Annotated in this window: 15 protein-coding genes; 12 read left to right on the top strand and 3 right to left on the bottom strand. The window is 46.3% G+C overall.

The annotated features are described in order from the left end of the window. Positions 1-12: 12 nt before the first annotated feature. The 3 genes from P8X24_RS03205 to P8X24_RS03195 are packed head-to-tail and all read right to left on the bottom strand — an operon-like array spanning position 13 to position 3,495. On the bottom strand, positions 13-867 hold the full coding sequence (locus tag P8X24_RS03205; protein ID WP_372914026.1) for an alpha/beta hydrolase: 855 nt from the start codon (positions 865-867) through the stop codon (positions 13-15). Further along, on the bottom strand, positions 864-2,153 hold the full coding sequence (locus P8X24_RS03200) for an MFS transporter (protein ID WP_372914025.1): 1,290 nt from the start codon (positions 2,151-2,153) through the stop codon (positions 864-866). Before P8X24_RS03200 ends, P8X24_RS03205 begins: the two co-directional genes overlap by 4 nt. 10 nt (positions 2,154-2,163) lie before the next feature. Beyond that, positions 2,164-3,495 carry an SLC45 family MFS transporter gene (locus tag P8X24_RS03195; protein ID WP_372914024.1) on the bottom strand — a complete coding sequence of 444 codons (1,332 nt, stop codon included), beginning with the start codon at positions 3,493-3,495 and terminating at the stop codon, positions 2,164-2,166. 155 nt (positions 3,496-3,650) lie between these two features. Between P8X24_RS03195 and P8X24_RS03190 the strand changes: the two genes are divergently transcribed. The 12 genes from P8X24_RS03190 (at position 3,651) to P8X24_RS03135 (ending at position 14,881) form a co-directional block, all read left to right on the top strand. Next, positions 3,651-4,397: a glycerophosphodiester phosphodiesterase family protein gene (locus P8X24_RS03190; protein WP_372914023.1), complete on the top strand. Its 747-nt coding sequence runs from the start codon at positions 3,651-3,653 to the stop codon at positions 4,395-4,397. A 30-nt stretch (positions 4,398-4,427) separates the two neighbouring features. After that, positions 4,428-5,564: a hypothetical protein gene (locus P8X24_RS03185; RefSeq protein WP_372914022.1), complete on the top strand. Its 1,137-nt coding sequence runs from the start codon at positions 4,428-4,430 to the stop codon at positions 5,562-5,564. Between the two features lie 34 nt (positions 5,565-5,598). Beyond that, positions 5,599-7,071, top strand: a complete 1,473-nt coding sequence (gene glpK / locus P8X24_RS03180) for a glycerol kinase GlpK (protein WP_372914021.1) — start codon at positions 5,599-5,601, stop codon at positions 7,069-7,071. A gap of 172 nt (positions 7,072-7,243) precedes the next feature. Continuing rightward, on the top strand, positions 7,244-8,728 hold the full coding sequence (locus P8X24_RS03175) for an NAD(P)/FAD-dependent oxidoreductase (protein ID WP_372914020.1): 1,485 nt from the start codon (positions 7,244-7,246) through the stop codon (positions 8,726-8,728). A gap of 1 nt (position 8,729) precedes the next feature. After that, the gene (locus P8X24_RS03170; RefSeq protein WP_372914019.1) at positions 8,730-9,962 is read left to right on the top strand and encodes an NAD(P)/FAD-dependent oxidoreductase; all 1,233 of its coding nucleotides are present in this window, start codon (positions 8,730-8,732) and stop codon (positions 9,960-9,962) included. Further along, the gene (locus P8X24_RS03165; RefSeq protein ID WP_372914018.1) at positions 9,955-10,305 is read left to right on the top strand and encodes a DUF1667 domain-containing protein; all 351 of its coding nucleotides are present in this window, start codon (positions 9,955-9,957) and stop codon (positions 10,303-10,305) included. Before P8X24_RS03170 ends, P8X24_RS03165 begins: the two co-directional genes overlap by 8 nt. 57 nt (positions 10,306-10,362) lie before the next feature. Further along, on the top strand, positions 10,363-10,614 hold the full coding sequence (locus tag P8X24_RS03160; RefSeq protein ID WP_068322873.1) for a 50S ribosomal protein L37ae: 252 nt from the start codon (positions 10,363-10,365) through the stop codon (positions 10,612-10,614). 6 nt (positions 10,615-10,620) lie between these two features. Continuing rightward, entirely contained in the window at positions 10,621-10,770 is a 150-nt protein-coding gene (locus P8X24_RS03155; protein ID WP_068322877.1) for a DNA-directed RNA polymerase subunit P, read from the top strand. 43 nt (positions 10,771-10,813) lie between these two features. Then, the gene (locus P8X24_RS03150; protein WP_372914017.1) at positions 10,814-11,485 is read left to right on the top strand and encodes a ribosomal biogenesis protein; all 672 of its coding nucleotides are present in this window, start codon (positions 10,814-10,816) and stop codon (positions 11,483-11,485) included. Next, positions 11,448-11,696, top strand: a complete 249-nt coding sequence (gene pcc1 / locus P8X24_RS03145; RefSeq protein WP_372914016.1) for a KEOPS complex subunit Pcc1 — start codon at positions 11,448-11,450, stop codon at positions 11,694-11,696. The genes P8X24_RS03150 and pcc1 overlap by 38 nt, the downstream gene beginning before the upstream one ends. A 134-nt stretch (positions 11,697-11,830) precedes the next feature. Beyond that, positions 11,831-14,029, top strand: a complete 2,199-nt coding sequence (locus P8X24_RS03140) for an elongation factor EF-2 (protein WP_372914015.1) — start codon at positions 11,831-11,833, stop codon at positions 14,027-14,029. 51 nt (positions 14,030-14,080) lie between these two features. Continuing rightward, a complete protein-coding gene (locus P8X24_RS03135; RefSeq protein ID WP_372914014.1) occupies positions 14,081-14,881 on the top strand; it encodes a DUF63 family protein in 801 nt (266 codons plus the stop codon).

Here is a 14,881-nt window from a genome sequence, read left to right as displayed (position 1 = left end):
CTGGAAAATGAATTAGAGTGACTCCTTTAGGAACCTCACGACCCTTTCCTTCCACTCCTCTGGATTTTCCACTATAGTCCTCACGTGTGGAGCTTCCGTAATCCACAGTTCAACTCTCTCGTTAATCCTCTTGTTCCTCTCGTAAAATTCCCTGACTTCCTCGACTTTCACGAGCGGATCCTTCTTGCCCGCTATTAGTAGAAGTGGCTTTCTGATCTTGTCTGCGTACTCTATGACGTTCACAACTCTGCCTCCACTGAAAATGAGGGTGAATGGCTTTACCAGGGGATAAAGGAATTCGGGTAGGTTTGCGAAGTACTTCAATCCCCTAGCCCCTGTCCTGTCCATGTATATTGGTGGACTGTCCGCAACACCGCAGGTTATCCTCTCATCTTCACCAAGTCCCCTTATCGTAACTATTGCACCCATTGAAAAGCCAACGACTCCAACCCTCTTTATCCCTCTTCTCTCAAGCCAATCAACGGCTGAAATTAAGTCTATGAGCTCTTTGTCTCCAACGGTTGTTCTGTTGCCTTCGCTCTCTCCGTGAGCCCTGAAGTCGAAGAGGAGAACGTTGAAGCCGGCATCAAGGAGGAACTTTAAGGCGGGTTTTATGTAAGTTTCATTCCACTTACTTGCCGTGTAGCCGTGGAGCAGGATTACCGTCTTATCTCCTCCCTGATTAATCCACCAGCCCTTGAGCTTAAGCCCGTCCCTCGTCTCTATAGTCACATCATCGTACTCGTAGCCGAGATCTTTGGGTGTCCACTGGCCTTTTTGCCTCGGAGGTGTGACCATTTTATAGCCCACGAACGCTGAAAATGCCAAAAGTGCAAAGATGATAAATGAAAGGATTGCAACTATCATTCTTCCACCTCCAGGTTCCTCATCATCCAGATCATAGGCATGGCCATTAACACTAGTAAGGCTCCAATTGGGAAGAGTATTCTGTAGTTCTCTCCCGCTAAGTCGACTATTGCCCCTCCAATGACTCCGGCAAGGAGAACTGGTAGTGACCTTGTGGCCTCGAAGAAGCCGTAATATCTCCCTGTGAAGGCTTCCCTTTCGAACTTAGTCAATAGATCTCCTATGACTGGGTAGGATGCTGCCATTAAAATCCCCCATCCAATTCCCGCGATGGCAAGGGCTATTATTATCTCAGTCCTCGAGCTTATGAACCAGCCCCACAGCTGGGGTAGAGCAAAGATGATTCCTCCCAGGATTATACTTAACCTCCTCCCAAGCTTGTCGTAGATTATTCCCCCTGGGAGCGCTCCTATCAGGACTGTGACGTTGAAGAGAGCCATTAACATTAACCCAAGGGATGTTACCGCCTTGACGTTTGCCTCGCTTGCTGAGCCGTAGAGGATGTACGCTAGTATTCCGTAGAGGAAGATAGCTATGAACTCGAAGCTCATCCACCACAGCGTTTGAGCCGCATAGAACTTAAGGAAGTCCCTGTTCTCGACTATGCTCTTAAGGTACTCGAATAATCCCTCATTTTCTTCAATTTCAGGGGCTTTTGGTTCTCTAATGACGAAGTACACGAATAACGCGGCACCTATTAAGAATATTGCGGTTATTATGAACGGTATCTTGAGGTATGGGGTTTGGGCTAACGCCTTTATCCCTTCTCCTCCTGTTACTGCGACTGCTTTAGCTATCAGGTAACCCGCGAGGCCGAAGAGGAATAAATTCCCTGCCCACTCAAAGAGCGTTATCACACCACTAGCCTTTCCTCTCTGCCCGCTTTCAATTGTATCAGGCATTAATGCCCTGAACTGTGCTGTATATAAGTGCATTGAAAGGTAGAAAAAGGCAAGGGTTAGGGCGAATCCCGCAAGTGGGATGCCAAAAGAGCACGCTGTGTAAATTGTGAGGGCAGCTATACCTGCCAATAGGCCTCCGGCCATGATGAACGGCCTTCTCCTCCCGTGCCTTGATTTTAGGGTGTCACTGTAGTACCCGAGGAGTGGTGGAATTATTAGGCCAATTATCCCCTCGCTTGCAAGGATAGTTCCTTTGATGAATGCCGATCTTGAATAACTTGTGAGGAGGGGGAATGAGAGTCCCTTGTTGAGGGCCCATCCAACGCTCCTGCTGAATCCCAATAGGGCCAACCCTAGGACTACCTTCCAGCTAAACTTCTTCATTCTTACCACCTCAGTCTAAATCGGGAATATATTCGTGGGCATCAAGCTTGGTCTTCACAATGTCACCTCTCCTCACGAACCTCATTGTTATCAAGGCCAACAAGAAGAATACCGCAGCGAATGGTAGTAAGGTCTTGTAGCCTGCGACGTCTATGAATGCTCCCGAAAGCGGGGGAGCAACTAAGTTTGCAGCTTGGCTGAAGAAGTAGTATAACCCAGTATAACCACCGAGCTTCTCTTCCGTTGTCATGTCAACGACCATGGGGAGGGAGTTGACGTTTATCATCGCCCATCCAATACCCCCAACGAAGAATAGGCCCATGAAGCTCATGACAACTGGATCGCTCAGGGAACTACTTGCCGGCTTTGAAGTCTCCCCTATATAGAAGGCCACCAAGACTATTGCGGTGGTTATCAGGAGACCCAGGCTTATTGTTTTCCTCCTCCCCAACCTTGCCCCGACAAATCCCGCTGGAATCGCGAAGAGCATGAAGCTCAGGCTGAACACTCCGAGCATGAACGCTCCAGTGCTCTCCTCTATGCCTAGATGGTACTTAGCGTAGCTCGTGAAGAAAGTCTCTAATGAGTTAAAGGCTATGAACCAGAAGAATATTGCGAGCAGTATTGCTAGGAGGCTCTTCTCCCTGCTTGCAAAGACATCCTTCAGGTTCTCCTTAAGCTCTCCAAAGCTCTTCTTTGTTGTTTCTCTCAATATCTTCTTGATGTCAAGTTTTGCCCCAGGCACCCTGTATTGTTCCGGCTCTGGGACGAATATCACAACCAAAAGGTTTGCTATCAGCATTATCAATGCCCCGAAATAGAAGGGATAGGCATAATTCATGTCATACAAAACTTTACCGCCAAAGTACGCGAGGAGTGCTCCTAAACCTCCCATGAAGTTTATTATTCCATTCGCTTGACTTCTCTTTTCGCTGGGCGTTATGTCCGGCATGAAGGCAATTACTGGTGACCTGAAGAGGGCCATGAAGAAGTTCATGAAGATTATCGTCCCCATGAAGAGGGCTAAGTTTTCATATCTCCTAGCGACGGGTATAAGGGCGAACATTATAGCAGCTGAGGGGGCTCCCAAGAGGATATAAGGTTTTCTCCTTCCAAGCCTCGTTCGCGTCATGTCACTCAAAGCCCCAAGGAACGGCAAGAGTAAGACTGCAAAGAGGTTGTCTATCGTCATTATAAAGCCCGTGATAGTTTTGCTGAGGTGGAACGTGTCCTGAAGGAATATTGGAACGTACGCGTTGTAGAGGGCCCATATTATGCTTATTCCGAAGAATCCGAAGCCGAGGAGAAATATCATCGAGTATCTGAACTTTCCTTGGTTCATCTTTTCACCTCCGGAGAATTTGTCATGGTGACTAAATGTGTTCATCAATGTTTATAAAAATTGTCTCGGAGTTCATTGGACAATTGTCAACATTTAATATCGCTTAAAGAAAGGTGTTTAACTTCAAGTTACAATCGTCATATTGGGGGATTAGGATGTGGGAGAAGGAGAGGGTCATAGTCTTAGGCCATAGGGGTTGGATTGGCAAGTACCCAGAGAATACCTTACTGGCTTTCCAGAAGGCAATAGAGAGTGGGGCGGATGGTGTAGAATTTGATGTGTGGCTTACCAAGGATGGTGAAGCAATAATTATGCACGATGAAACCATAGATAGGACGAGCAATATGAGGGGAAGGCAGAAGGATATGATGCTTGAAGAGCTGAAGAAAGCAGATTTAGGGATGGGACAGAGGATTCCAACGCTGGAGGAGACTGTTGAAGCCCTACCAAGAGATGCTTTAATTAACGTTGAGATTAAGGACGTTGATGCTGTGGAGAGGGTTTATGAAATCGTTAGCAAGAACAATCCAGAAAGATTCATGATATCCTCCTTCGAGGTTGAGGCCCTAAAGAGGTATAGGGAGCTGGACAATGAAACCACAATGGGGTTACTCATAGACAATGAGGAGATAGTCCCAAAGATACCTCAGCTAAAGAAGGAGCTTAACTTATGGTCTGTAAACGTTCCTATGGAAGCAATTCCAATAATAGGCTTCGAGAGAACCGTAGAAGCAATAAAGTGGGCCCGCTCACTGGGCCTTAAAGTTGTTTTGTGGACCGAGAATGATGAGCTGTTCTACCAGAACGATAACCTCGCTAAGATGAAGGGCCTTTTCGAGGTCGTCATAGCTAACGATGTTGAGAGGATGGTTAATTACCTTAAGGAATTAAGACTGAGATAATTTTATAATGTTCTTCCGCAATTTAATTTCATGAAGTTTGAAGACGTGTTAATTTGGTTTGCATTGCTACTCCTTATCTTTGGAATATTCTTCCCGGCTACAGCTCCTTCCCACCTTCCGGATTATGTAGATAAGAAGGGGACGAGACCTAGCACACTAATCGACGGAGGAGCAATAGTGTGCCTCTTCCCTGATTTTGAGAACTTTATTAGGGAACTAAAAAAGCTTGAGAGCTATCATGTAAGCTCTCAAGGTAATTTTGTCTTTGGATATGTATACACCAAAAACCCGGAGGAGCTAAAACGACTTAGGGGATGTATGGTTTACTTCACTAAGCCCGGGATTGAGGAATATATGGAATTCTTGGATGAGATTGGAATCTGCAAAAACTGTTCTCTCCCTGAGAACTTCGCGTATCTATTCCAGTTATATGCCTTCCCCAGGGAAATCCCGGTTAAGGATCTCACTTTGGCCTACACGATAATTTGGGCTCTTTCCTTAGGGTTGGTTGGCTTGTCCACGAAGTTTAATAGAAAGATGATTGTGGTGTTTGCAATTCTCTTCTTGATATCAATGCACTTCCTTTATCCCTATTGGAGAGTTAGGGTTGGATACGAAAAGGAGAAAGAGTTAATTGACACGCTTATATCCCTTGGGGGGAGGGGTGAAGTTCACAGGACTTGCGACGTAATTTATGGTAATGTGATCCTTACGGAAGAAAATTACAGGGTATTGCTGTCTCTCATGAACTCTTCCATTGTGAACTTCACGGTAATGGGCGAGCCCTATGGCTCAATAACGATTGAAGGGATCATCAAGAACGAGGATATTAACAGATTAAAGAGCCTTAGAGGCAACTTCAATTTTGACAAACCTGGATGTGAAAAGGGTGATTACACCGGGAAGATTAAACTTCTGGAAGAACACTTACAAGAAGTTCCTGGGTGTTGCAAGTACTACTACCTGAGTTACCTTAACTCCCTTAAGTCATTCCAAGCCGAGAAAGAAGCTTGCGAAAAATTATGTGGGAATTACACTTACGTGTGGCTATTTATCAGTCCGAGGGTGTACTATTGGCCTGAGATGTGGCGGGATACTGCCAGGGATTCGTTCATCCTTGGAGCGGTGGTTCTCTCACTGACGCTGTTGATTAGGAGAAAGTTATAAAGAAGCTATATACCGGAATAAAGTAGGTGGTGTCATGAAGGCGGTTCTCGCCTTGGACGAGGGAACTACCTCCGCTAGGGCTATTCTGTTTGACAAAGAGAGTAATGTGCTAGGCATTGGACAGTTCGAGTTTCCTCAGTATTATCCAAAGCCCGGTTGGGTCGAGCATAACCCTGAGGAAATATGGGAGGCGCAGGTAAAAGCAATAAAGGTTGCGATTGAGAAAGCCAAGCTTTCTCCCAATGATATAGTTGCGATAGGAATCACTAATCAAAGGGAAACCACGATAATCTGGGATAAGAATGGGAAGCCTGTTTATAATGCTATAGTTTGGCAGTGTAGAAGGACAGCTGAAATGATCGAGGAAATAAAGAGAGAATACGGGGATGTAATAAGGGAGAAAACAGGCCTCGTTCCAGATGCTTATTTCTCGGCTAGTAAAATTAAGTGGCTACTCGACAATGTCCCTGGGTTAAGAGAAAAGGCAGAAAGGGGAGAAGTATACTTTGGAACTGTTGATACATTCCTTATCTATAGGCTTACGGGCGAGCACGTAACGGATTATTCAAACGCTTCAAGAACTATGCTCTTTAACATTAGAAAGCTTGAGTGGGATGAAGACCTTTTAGAAATTTTTGATATTCCTTCAGACATTTTGCCTGAAGTCCGAAATTCTAGTGAGATTTATGGTTACACAAAGATTTTAGGGCGTGAAATTCCAGTCAGCGGAGACGCTGGAGATCAGCAGGCAGCTCTGTTTGGACAGGCTGGATTTGAGACGGGAATAGTGAAAGCTACTTACGGGACTGGAAACTTCATCTTAGTTAATACCGGAAAGACTCTTCGCTACTCTAAGAACCTACTCACAACTATAGCCTGGGGTATCAATGGAAAGATAACCTATGCTCTTGAGGGGAGCATTTTCGTGACAGGTGCAGCTGTTCAATGGCTTCGTGATGGAATAAAAATTATAAAACACGTTGCCGAGACAGAGGAGCTTGCAAGAAAGCTTGAAAGCAATGAGGGGGTTTACTTCGTGCCTGCGTTTGTTGGACTTGGAGCTCCATACTGGGATCAGTTTGCACGTGGTCTGATAATTGGCATAACCCGCGGAACGGGAAGGGAGCACCTTGCCAGAGCGACGCTCGAAGCTATAGCGTATCTAACACGTGATGTCATAGAAGAAATGGAGAAGCTTGTTGGTATAAAGGAGCTTCGTGTCGATGGTGGAGCGACAGCAAATGACTTCTTAATGCAATTCCAGGCTGACATTCTCAACAGGCGCGTTGTAAGACCAGTTGTTAAAGAGACAACAGCCTTAGGTGCAGCATACTTGGCGGGATTAGCGGTTGATTACTGGGAGAGTCTTGATGAAATAAGAGCTCTCTGGAAGGCTGAAAGAGTTTTTGAACCAGAAATGGATGAAGAAACAAGGGAAAGATTATATAAAGGGTGGAAAGAAGCCGTAAGAAGGGCAATGGAGTGGGCAAAAATAGTGGGAAGTTAATGTAATCCTTTAAAATAAAATGAACATATATGTTCATCTAGGCCACGTTCTTTTATGTTCTTTCTTTTAGTGTCCAAAGAAGTTCTTTCCTTGCCTTTTTGCCAGACTGGAGGTTAAAGAAACCTTTAAAACATCTAACGCCGATGTAGATGTCAAAATTGAGGTGGAAATTATGAAAATAAGGGTAGCAATAATAGGGGCTGGTATCACTGGAGCGAGCATTGCTAGGGTTCTAAGCAAATATGAGAACCTCGAGGTTCATCTAATTGACAAGAATCCAGATGTGGGCTGGGGTGTAAGTAAGGCCAACACTGCAATAATCCATGGAGGCTATGATGATGACCCCGACAAATACCCAATGAGGGCCAAGCTCTGCATTAGAGGGAATAGGCTTTGGCACCAGTGGGTTAAAGAGCTTGAGATCCCTCATGTCTGGAATGGGGCATTGATAGTTGCCTTAAAGGATGAAGATTTCAAGGAGCTAGAAGTTCTCTTGGAGAGGGGAATTAGAAATGGAGTTCCGGAGATGAGGATCGTCGACAGGGATGAGCTCTTTAGGCTTGAGCCTGGATTAACTAGGGAGGCCCTTGGTGCTTTATGGGTTCCAATAGTTGGACAGATAGGTCCAATTCCCGCTGTAATAGCGATCGTGGAGAATGCGGTAGCTAACGGGGTTAAGACTCATTTGGAAACTGAAGTTAGAGGGATAAAGGTTGAGAATGGGGAGGTTAAGGGTGTAGAGACCAATAGCGGCTTCATAGAGGCTGACATACTAATCAATGCCGCCGGTCTTTACGCTGATGAAATTTCGAGGATGGCTGGCATAGACTACTTTGAAATTCATCCCAGGAAAGGTGAATATTGGATATTTGATGAGGGAATTCCTGGGCCGAAAAGGGTTCTCTTCCCTACACCAACACCAATAAGCAAGGGAATAGTCGTTACGACTGAGATTTCTGGGCACTTGATGATAGGGCCGAATGCTCAGGATCTACCTCCCGAAGAGAAGGAGAATACTGCAACGACGAGGGAGGGGCTTGAAGAGGTCTGGGAGGGAGCTAAAAAGCTCTGGCCTCAGCTGCCTCCTAGAAGCAAGGTAATAAGAACATTTGCCGGCTTAAGACCAGAGCCCACAGGTGGAGATTTCATAATAAAGGCTGAAGAGGAAGTTTGGGGCTTCATAAACGTTGCGGGAATCCGCTCTCCTGGCCTAACGAGCGCCCCAGCAATAGCTTACGAGGTTGCTGAGATAATTCAGAGGGATCTTGGGATTGAGTTAGTTGAGAAGAAAAAGTGGAACCCCTACAGAAGGGAGATTACCCACTTCTTCGCCCTAAGCTATGAGAAGGTGAACGAGCTAGTGAAGAAGAATCCTGCCTATGGAAAGATAGTGTGCAGGTGTAACAAGGTCAGCGAGGGAGACATCCTTGAGGCCATAGAGAGGATGAAGTTCATAGGGGTCAAGACTCCAAGTATAGATTCAGTAAAGTTTAGAACCAAAGCAACAACTGGAACCTGTCAGGGTTCCTTCTGTAGGCCCAGGATAATCCAGATACTTGCCAGAGAGTATGGGGTTCCTCCATGGGAAGTTACGCTAAAAGGTAAGGGGAGTGAAATAGGAATTGGGGATGTTAAGGTTCTCGTGAGGGGTGAGTAAAGTGTATGACGTTGTTGTTGTCGGGGGAGGCCCCGCTGGAATGGCCGCTGCAATAAGGGCGAAGGAGCTTGGGTTGAAGGTTCTTCTCCTCGATGACAATGATTATCTTGGTGGGGTACTTCCCCAGTGTATTCATCCTGGCTTTGGAATTCACTACTTCAAAGAAGAACTTACAGGTCCCGAATTCGCCTACAGGCTAATGAATAAGCTGGATGGGGTTGAAGTAAAGACATCCGCAAGAGTCCTTGAAATAATAAACTATTCTGACTTAGAGAAGTTCGTAGTCTTTACATCCCCGCAGGGAGTTCAAAAAGTTCCAACGAAAACGATAATCTACGCTGCAGGAGCTAGGGAGAGGCATGCTTTTGAAATAGGGATCGTTGGGGACAGGGTTGCTGGGATTTACACGGCTGGAGAGACTCAAACTTTAATGGACATTTATGGAATAATGCCGGGTAAGGAGATAGTGATAGTAGGTTCTGGCGATGTCGGATTGATAATGGCGAGGAGGTTCTCGCTAGAAGGTGCGAAGGTAAAGGCCGTTATAGAGCTAATGCCTTATCCCGGGGGCTTGGCTAGGAATATAATGATATTAAAGGACTTCAACATACCCCTATACTTAAGCCATAAAGTCGTTGAAGTCAGGGGAAAGGGTAGAGTCGAGAAAATTAAGGTAGTTAAGGTCGATGAAAACCTAAGGGAAATTCCAGGAACGGAGTTTTGGATAGAGGCAGATACATTGGTAATTTCCGCCGGGTTAATACCGAACGTCAAGCTTCTAACTGAGATAGGGGTTGCAATCGATCCTTCAACTGGCGGGCCTATCGTTAATGATAGGCTAGAAACTTCAGTTCCTGGGATCTTCGTGGCCGGAAATGCTCTCCTAATAAACGATCTAGTGGATTACGTTGCGGAACAAGGTGAGTTGGCCGCTGAAGGTGCTAGGGAGTTTATAGAGAACGGAGGAATCCCGAGTAGGAGGTGGATAAGGCTGGTAAAGGGAGAGAACGTTAGGTTGCTTGCTCCTCATTACCTAAGCGGTGAGAGGGATGTATGGATATATGCCAGAGTAAGGAGGCCTATGGAGGATGTGGTAGTTGAGTTCCCTGAAATAGGCAAAAAGATCAAGCTTCCAGTAATAAAACCTGCAGAGATGCTTAGAATTAAGCTAAAGACTGAGGAGATATCGAAGGCCGAAGATAAGATAACTATGAGGGTGGTAAAGCATGGGTAAGGTCTACCGCTTCACGTGTATAGTCTGCCCTTTAAGTTGCACGATTGAAGTTGAAGTCGAAAACGGTAAGGTCAAGGATGTAAAAGGCTATACCTGCCCCAGGGGAAAGGAATGGGCCATTGAAGAAGTCACGAACCCTAAGAGAGTTGTGATGAGCGTTATTCCTGTGGAAGGAGGAAAACTACCTACAGTCAGCGTTAAAACAGAGAAACCAGTGCCAAAGGATGAGATCCCTGAGCTCATGAAGTTCTTGGCGGGAATTAAGGTGAAGCCTCCGATTAGAGTTGGCGATGTGATTGCAGAATTCGAAGGAGTAAGGATAGTGGCCACGAGGGATGCTTAAACTTTATAAAGCCTACTTCCCCTACACCCTTCAGCTCACGATTATGGGGTGATGCTCATGAGCGGCACCAAAAAGGTAGGTTCAGCTGGAAGGTTTGGGGCTAGGTACGGTCTTAAGATCAGAAGGAGAGTTGCGGCAGTAGAGGCAAAGATGAGACAGAAGCATGTCTGTCCAGTCTGTGGAAGAAGGGCAGTGAAGAGGATTAGCACTGGAATATGGCAGTGCCAGAAGTGCGGAGCTATCTTTGCCGGAGGAGCTTACCTCCCAGTTACTCCGGCTGGTAAGGTCGCTAAGAGGGTAACAGAGTGATGCCTCATGGTTGAGGCCATATACAGGTGCGCCAAGTGTGGTAGGGAGGTAAAGCTTGATCTCTCGATTACTAGAGATCTCCGTTGCCCCTACTGCGGTAGCAAGATACTTTACAAGCCAAGGCCCAAGGTTCCGAGAAGGGTAAAGGCCATCTAGCTAAGCTTTTTAACTTCTTCTCTTTAACTTCGAAGGGATAGCCATGATGCTCATTACCACATCCCATAGACCTACAAGAAGAACTAGGAGCTTTGGTCATGACTTGGAGAAAGTTTTCCCTAATTCTCTATATATGACTAGGGGGAAGAAGACCATTCAGGAGCTTTTAATGGAGGCTTACGATAGGGGTTATGAAAGGTTACTAATTCTCAATGTTTGGAAGGGCAATCCCCTGAAGATGACATTCATTAAGGTTGACCCTGAGGACTGGGGTTATCTAGGCTACTTGTACCTCCATGGCATAAAGCTTCAGAGGGAGATGGGATTTAAGGGGCTTAATCCGATAAGGGAGGATATGCCTCTTATCGTTACAACGGCCAAAAGAGTGGGTTTGGATCACTTGGCCTTTGCCCAGGTTTTCGCTGAGCTCACAACTGGAAAGTTCGTCCCTAGGGGAGATAAAAGCTTAACCTCGATAGCCGACCGCTACAACACGGATATTCTGGCCGTTATAGAACGACACCCAAGGGGCATGTCGATAAACTTCTATAGGCTTGACGTTACGAAGGAAAGGCCAGTCGGCCCTTTAATCAACGTTAAGATATGGATAATGGAGGACGGGAGAAGGTGGGACTATAAGGAGGCCCTTGGAATTAAAGTTCCCAGGAGGAGGGAAGGTGAAGGCAAAGAAGGTAAGAGGGAGAATAGTGATTGAGTTCCCTTCTGAAGACATAGCTAAAGTAGTTTATGAGGCCGTCCTTTACGAGCATTTGAGCGTTCCCTACAGGAGGAGCGAGATAAAGTTTAGGCTGGAGAGGAAGAGGATAATCATCGATATAAAAGCCACCGATTCTTCTGCCATGCGTGGAACTGTAAACTCCTACCTAAGGTGGATTAAGGTTGCTATGGATGCCATAGATCTTTGATTTACTTGGGTTCTCTAATGCTTGACTTATGACGTGGCGTTGGTATAAAACTAAAAGAGCTTTTAACAGTTGGGAAAAGCTTTATAACCCTACCTTTTAAGTAAACCCGAGCAAGCTCATCGAGGGTGGTGGAAATGGGTAGGAGAGAGGAAATGATCGCAAAGATTAAGGAACTCATGCTCCAGCCTGAAAGGATTAGAAATATCGGTATAGCCGCTCATATTGACCACGGTAAAACCACACTGAGCGATAATCTCTTGGCTGGAGCTGGAATGATCAGTGAGGAGCTCGCAGGAAAGCAGCTTGTCCTCGACTTTGACGAGCAGGAGCAGGCGAGAGGTATTACCATTAACGCAGCGAACGTCTCAATGGTTCACAACTACGAGGGGAAGGACTACCTGATTAACCTCATCGATACCCCAGGTCACGTTGATTTCGGTGGTGACGTCACCAGAGCAATGAGGGCCATCGACGGAGTTATCATCGTGGTTGATGCAGTTGAGGGAGTTATGCCTCAGACTGAAACTGTCGTCAGGCAGGCGTTGAGGGAGTACGTTAAGCCCGTCCTCTTCATCAACAAGGTTGACAGGCTTATTAGGGAGCTTAAGCTAACTCCACAGCAGATGATGGAGAGGTTCTCAAAGATAATTATGGACGTTAACAGGCTCATCCAGAGGTACGCACCTGAAGAGTATAAGAAGAAGTGGATTGTTAGGGTTGAGGACGGTAGCGTTGCCTTTGGTTCAGCATACTACAACTGGGCGTTGAGTGTTCCATTTATGCAGAGGACTGGTGTTAAGTTCAACGAGATAATTGACCTCACACTCAAGGGCGACAACAAGACCTTAAGGCAGAAGGCTCCGCTCCACGTTGTTGTCCTCGACATGGTCGTCAGGCACCTGCCAAATCCGATTGAGGCCCAGAAGTACAGGATCCCACACCTTTGGCAGGGAGACATTAACAGTGATATCGGACAGGCGATGCTCAACTGTGATCCGAAGGGTAAGATGGTCATGGTCGTTACCAAGATCATCATCGACAAGCACGCTGGAGAGGTTGCAACTGGTAGAGTCTGGAGCGGAACCGTGAAGAGCGGTATGGAGGTTCATCTGATCAACAGCAAGAGGAAGGCTAGGATCCAGCAGGTCGGTATCTACATGGGTCCAGAGAGGATAAACATGGATGCAGTTCCCGCAGGAAACATCGTTGCCGTAACAGGTTTGAGGGATGCTATGGCCGGTGAGACCGTAGCTCAGGAGCCAATTGAGCCATTTGAGGCGCTCCACTATGTCAGCGAGCCCGTTGTTACCGTTGCAATTGAGGCTAAGAACGTTAAGGATCTCCCGAGGCTCATTGAAGCCCTAAGGCAGTTAGCTAAGGAAGACCCAACGCTCCATGTTAAGATCGACGAGGAGACCGGTCAGCACCTCCTCAGCGGCATGGGTGAGCTACACCTCGAGGTCAAGCTCCACAAGCTCAAGAGGGACTGGGGAATTGACATAGAGGTTTCAGAGCCAATAGTCGTTTACAGGGAGAGCATAACCAAGCCAAGTCCAATGGTTGAGGGTAAGTCGCCAAACAAGCACAACAGGTTCTACATAGTGGTTGAGCCAATGCCAGACGAGATCTACAACGCTATCAAGGAAGGAATAATCCCAGAGGGCAGGATCAAGAATCCGAAGGAAGTTGCCAAGAAGCTGGCCGAGCTTGGTATGGATTATGAGATCGCGAGGGGTATCGTTGACGTGTACAACGGTAACATGTTCCTCGACAACACCAAGGGTATCCAGTATCTCAACGAGGTAATGGACCTCCTAATCGATGGATTCCACCAGGCCATGGACGAGGGTCCACTTGCCAGGGAGCCAGTAATGAAGGTCATCGTTAGGTTGCTTGATGCTCAGGTGCACGAGGACAACGTCCACAGAGGTCCAGCCCAGATTTACCCGGCAATTAGAACCGCAATCCACTGTGCAATGATGAAGGCCGGTCCAGTTCTCTATGAGCCATACCAGAAGGTCATCATCAACATTCCCTATGAATACATGGGTGCCGTTAGCAGGGAGATCAGCCAGAGGAGAGGTCAGCTCGTCGACATGAGGCAGGAAGGAGAGGTCATGACGATAATCGCAGAAGCTCCAGTGGCTGAGATGTTCGGATTCGCAGGGGCCATAAGAAGTGCAACGAGTGGTAGGGCATTGTGGAGCACCGAGCACGCTGGGTTCAAGAAGGTGCCTAATGAGTTAGCAATTCAGATCATAAGGCAGATCAGACAGAGGAAGGGCCTCAATCCAGAGCCTCCAACAGAGAAGGATGTCTGTCCGATGTTCTGATTTCTTCAAAAATCTTTTTAATTCCCTTGCCTCTTTCTTATCGGTGGTCGAATGCTAAAAGAGTTCTTTGAAAAATACTTTGTAAACCCGATAAAATATAATACGGGTTATAACCCCGTTAATACACTCGTTTATGCGATAATCTTGGGGATAGCAACGCTAATCGTATATAAGGGTCTCAAGAAGATGAAAATAAAAATTGATAAAGCCTTCTTTAGGGCTTTAATTCCCTATATGGTATTTGGGGCATTTACTAGGGCCTTAACTGATGCTGGTGTTTATCCTAGAACGTACATCACTGTTTCTCCCGGGATATATTTCTTGGTGTCTTTCATAGGCTCCCCAGTCCTGATAATCTCTTGGAAATTCTTTAAGGGCTGGAGAGTCTTCTTGTGGTTCGGTTGGGCTCTCGTTATGGTAGATTTTGTGGCCATGGGAGCGAACCTTGAAAAGATACACTTTAACTTTACCGTTTTGAAGTACTTCATCCCCTTCCTGATACTAGCTGAGCTGGTAGTTTACCTAATGACCAAGAAGCTGTCAATAGTTAGGGAAAACTCTTACCTCTTTTACGTTCACTTCTACGATGCAACGACGACATTCGTTGGAGTGGACTTTATGGGGTACTGGGAACAGCATGTCTTACCTAGGCTTTTGATAGGCCTAACCGGGACGGCTGCAGTAATGTACGTGCTCAAATTTACTGTTCTCTATCTGGCTCTCTGGATAATGAGGAAGCTTGAAGAGGAGGGTGAGGACAAAGAGTTATTAGACTTCATTAGGATGGTGATATTTATCCTGGGGTTCGCCCCAGGAACGAGGAATTTGTTAAGAATGCTCTTGGGGGCTTAG

The organism is Pyrococcus kukulkanii, from assembly GCF_041647995.1.
Classification (GTDB): Archaea; Methanobacteriota_B; Thermococci; order Thermococcales; family Thermococcaceae; genus Pyrococcus.
The sequence above is the reverse complement of the archived record's forward strand: the minus strand, read 5'-3'. Positions and strand labels throughout refer to the sequence as shown.

Excerpts from the sequence above, each read along its gene's own strand:
- P8X24_RS03185 (WP_372914022.1), top strand. The coding sequence starts at position 4,428 with ATGAAGTTTGAAGACGTGTTAATTTGGTTTGCATTGCTACTCCTTATC.
- P8X24_RS03155 (WP_068322877.1), top strand. The coding sequence starts at position 10,621 with ATGGTTGAGGCCATATACAGGTGCGCCAAGTGTGGTAGGGAGGTAAAG.
- P8X24_RS03195 (WP_372914024.1), bottom strand. The coding sequence starts at position 3,495 with ATGAACCAAGGAAAGTTCAGATACTCGATGATATTTCTCCTCGGCTTC.
- P8X24_RS03190 (WP_372914023.1), top strand. The coding sequence starts at position 3,651 with ATGTGGGAGAAGGAGAGGGTCATAGTCTTAGGCCATAGGGGTTGGATT.
- P8X24_RS03205 (WP_372914026.1), bottom strand. The coding sequence starts at position 867 with ATGATAGTTGCAATCCTTTCATTTATCATCTTTGCACTTTTGGCATTT.
- P8X24_RS03160 (WP_068322873.1), top strand. The coding sequence starts at position 10,363 with ATGAGCGGCACCAAAAAGGTAGGTTCAGCTGGAAGGTTTGGGGCTAGG.
- P8X24_RS03150 (WP_372914017.1), top strand. The coding sequence starts at position 10,814 with ATGATGCTCATTACCACATCCCATAGACCTACAAGAAGAACTAGGAGC.
- P8X24_RS03140 (WP_372914015.1), top strand. The coding sequence starts at position 11,831 with ATGGGTAGGAGAGAGGAAATGATCGCAAAGATTAAGGAACTCATGCTC.
- P8X24_RS03165 (WP_372914018.1), top strand. The coding sequence starts at position 9,955 with ATGGGTAAGGTCTACCGCTTCACGTGTATAGTCTGCCCTTTAAGTTGC.
- P8X24_RS03175 (WP_372914020.1), top strand. The coding sequence starts at position 7,244 with ATGAAAATAAGGGTAGCAATAATAGGGGCTGGTATCACTGGAGCGAGC.
- P8X24_RS03135 (WP_372914014.1), top strand. The coding sequence starts at position 14,081 with ATGCTAAAAGAGTTCTTTGAAAAATACTTTGTAAACCCGATAAAATAT.
- glpK (WP_372914021.1), top strand. The coding sequence starts at position 5,599 with ATGAAGGCGGTTCTCGCCTTGGACGAGGGAACTACCTCCGCTAGGGCT.
- P8X24_RS03200 (WP_372914025.1), bottom strand. The coding sequence starts at position 2,153 with ATGAAGAAGTTTAGCTGGAAGGTAGTCCTAGGGTTGGCCCTATTGGGA.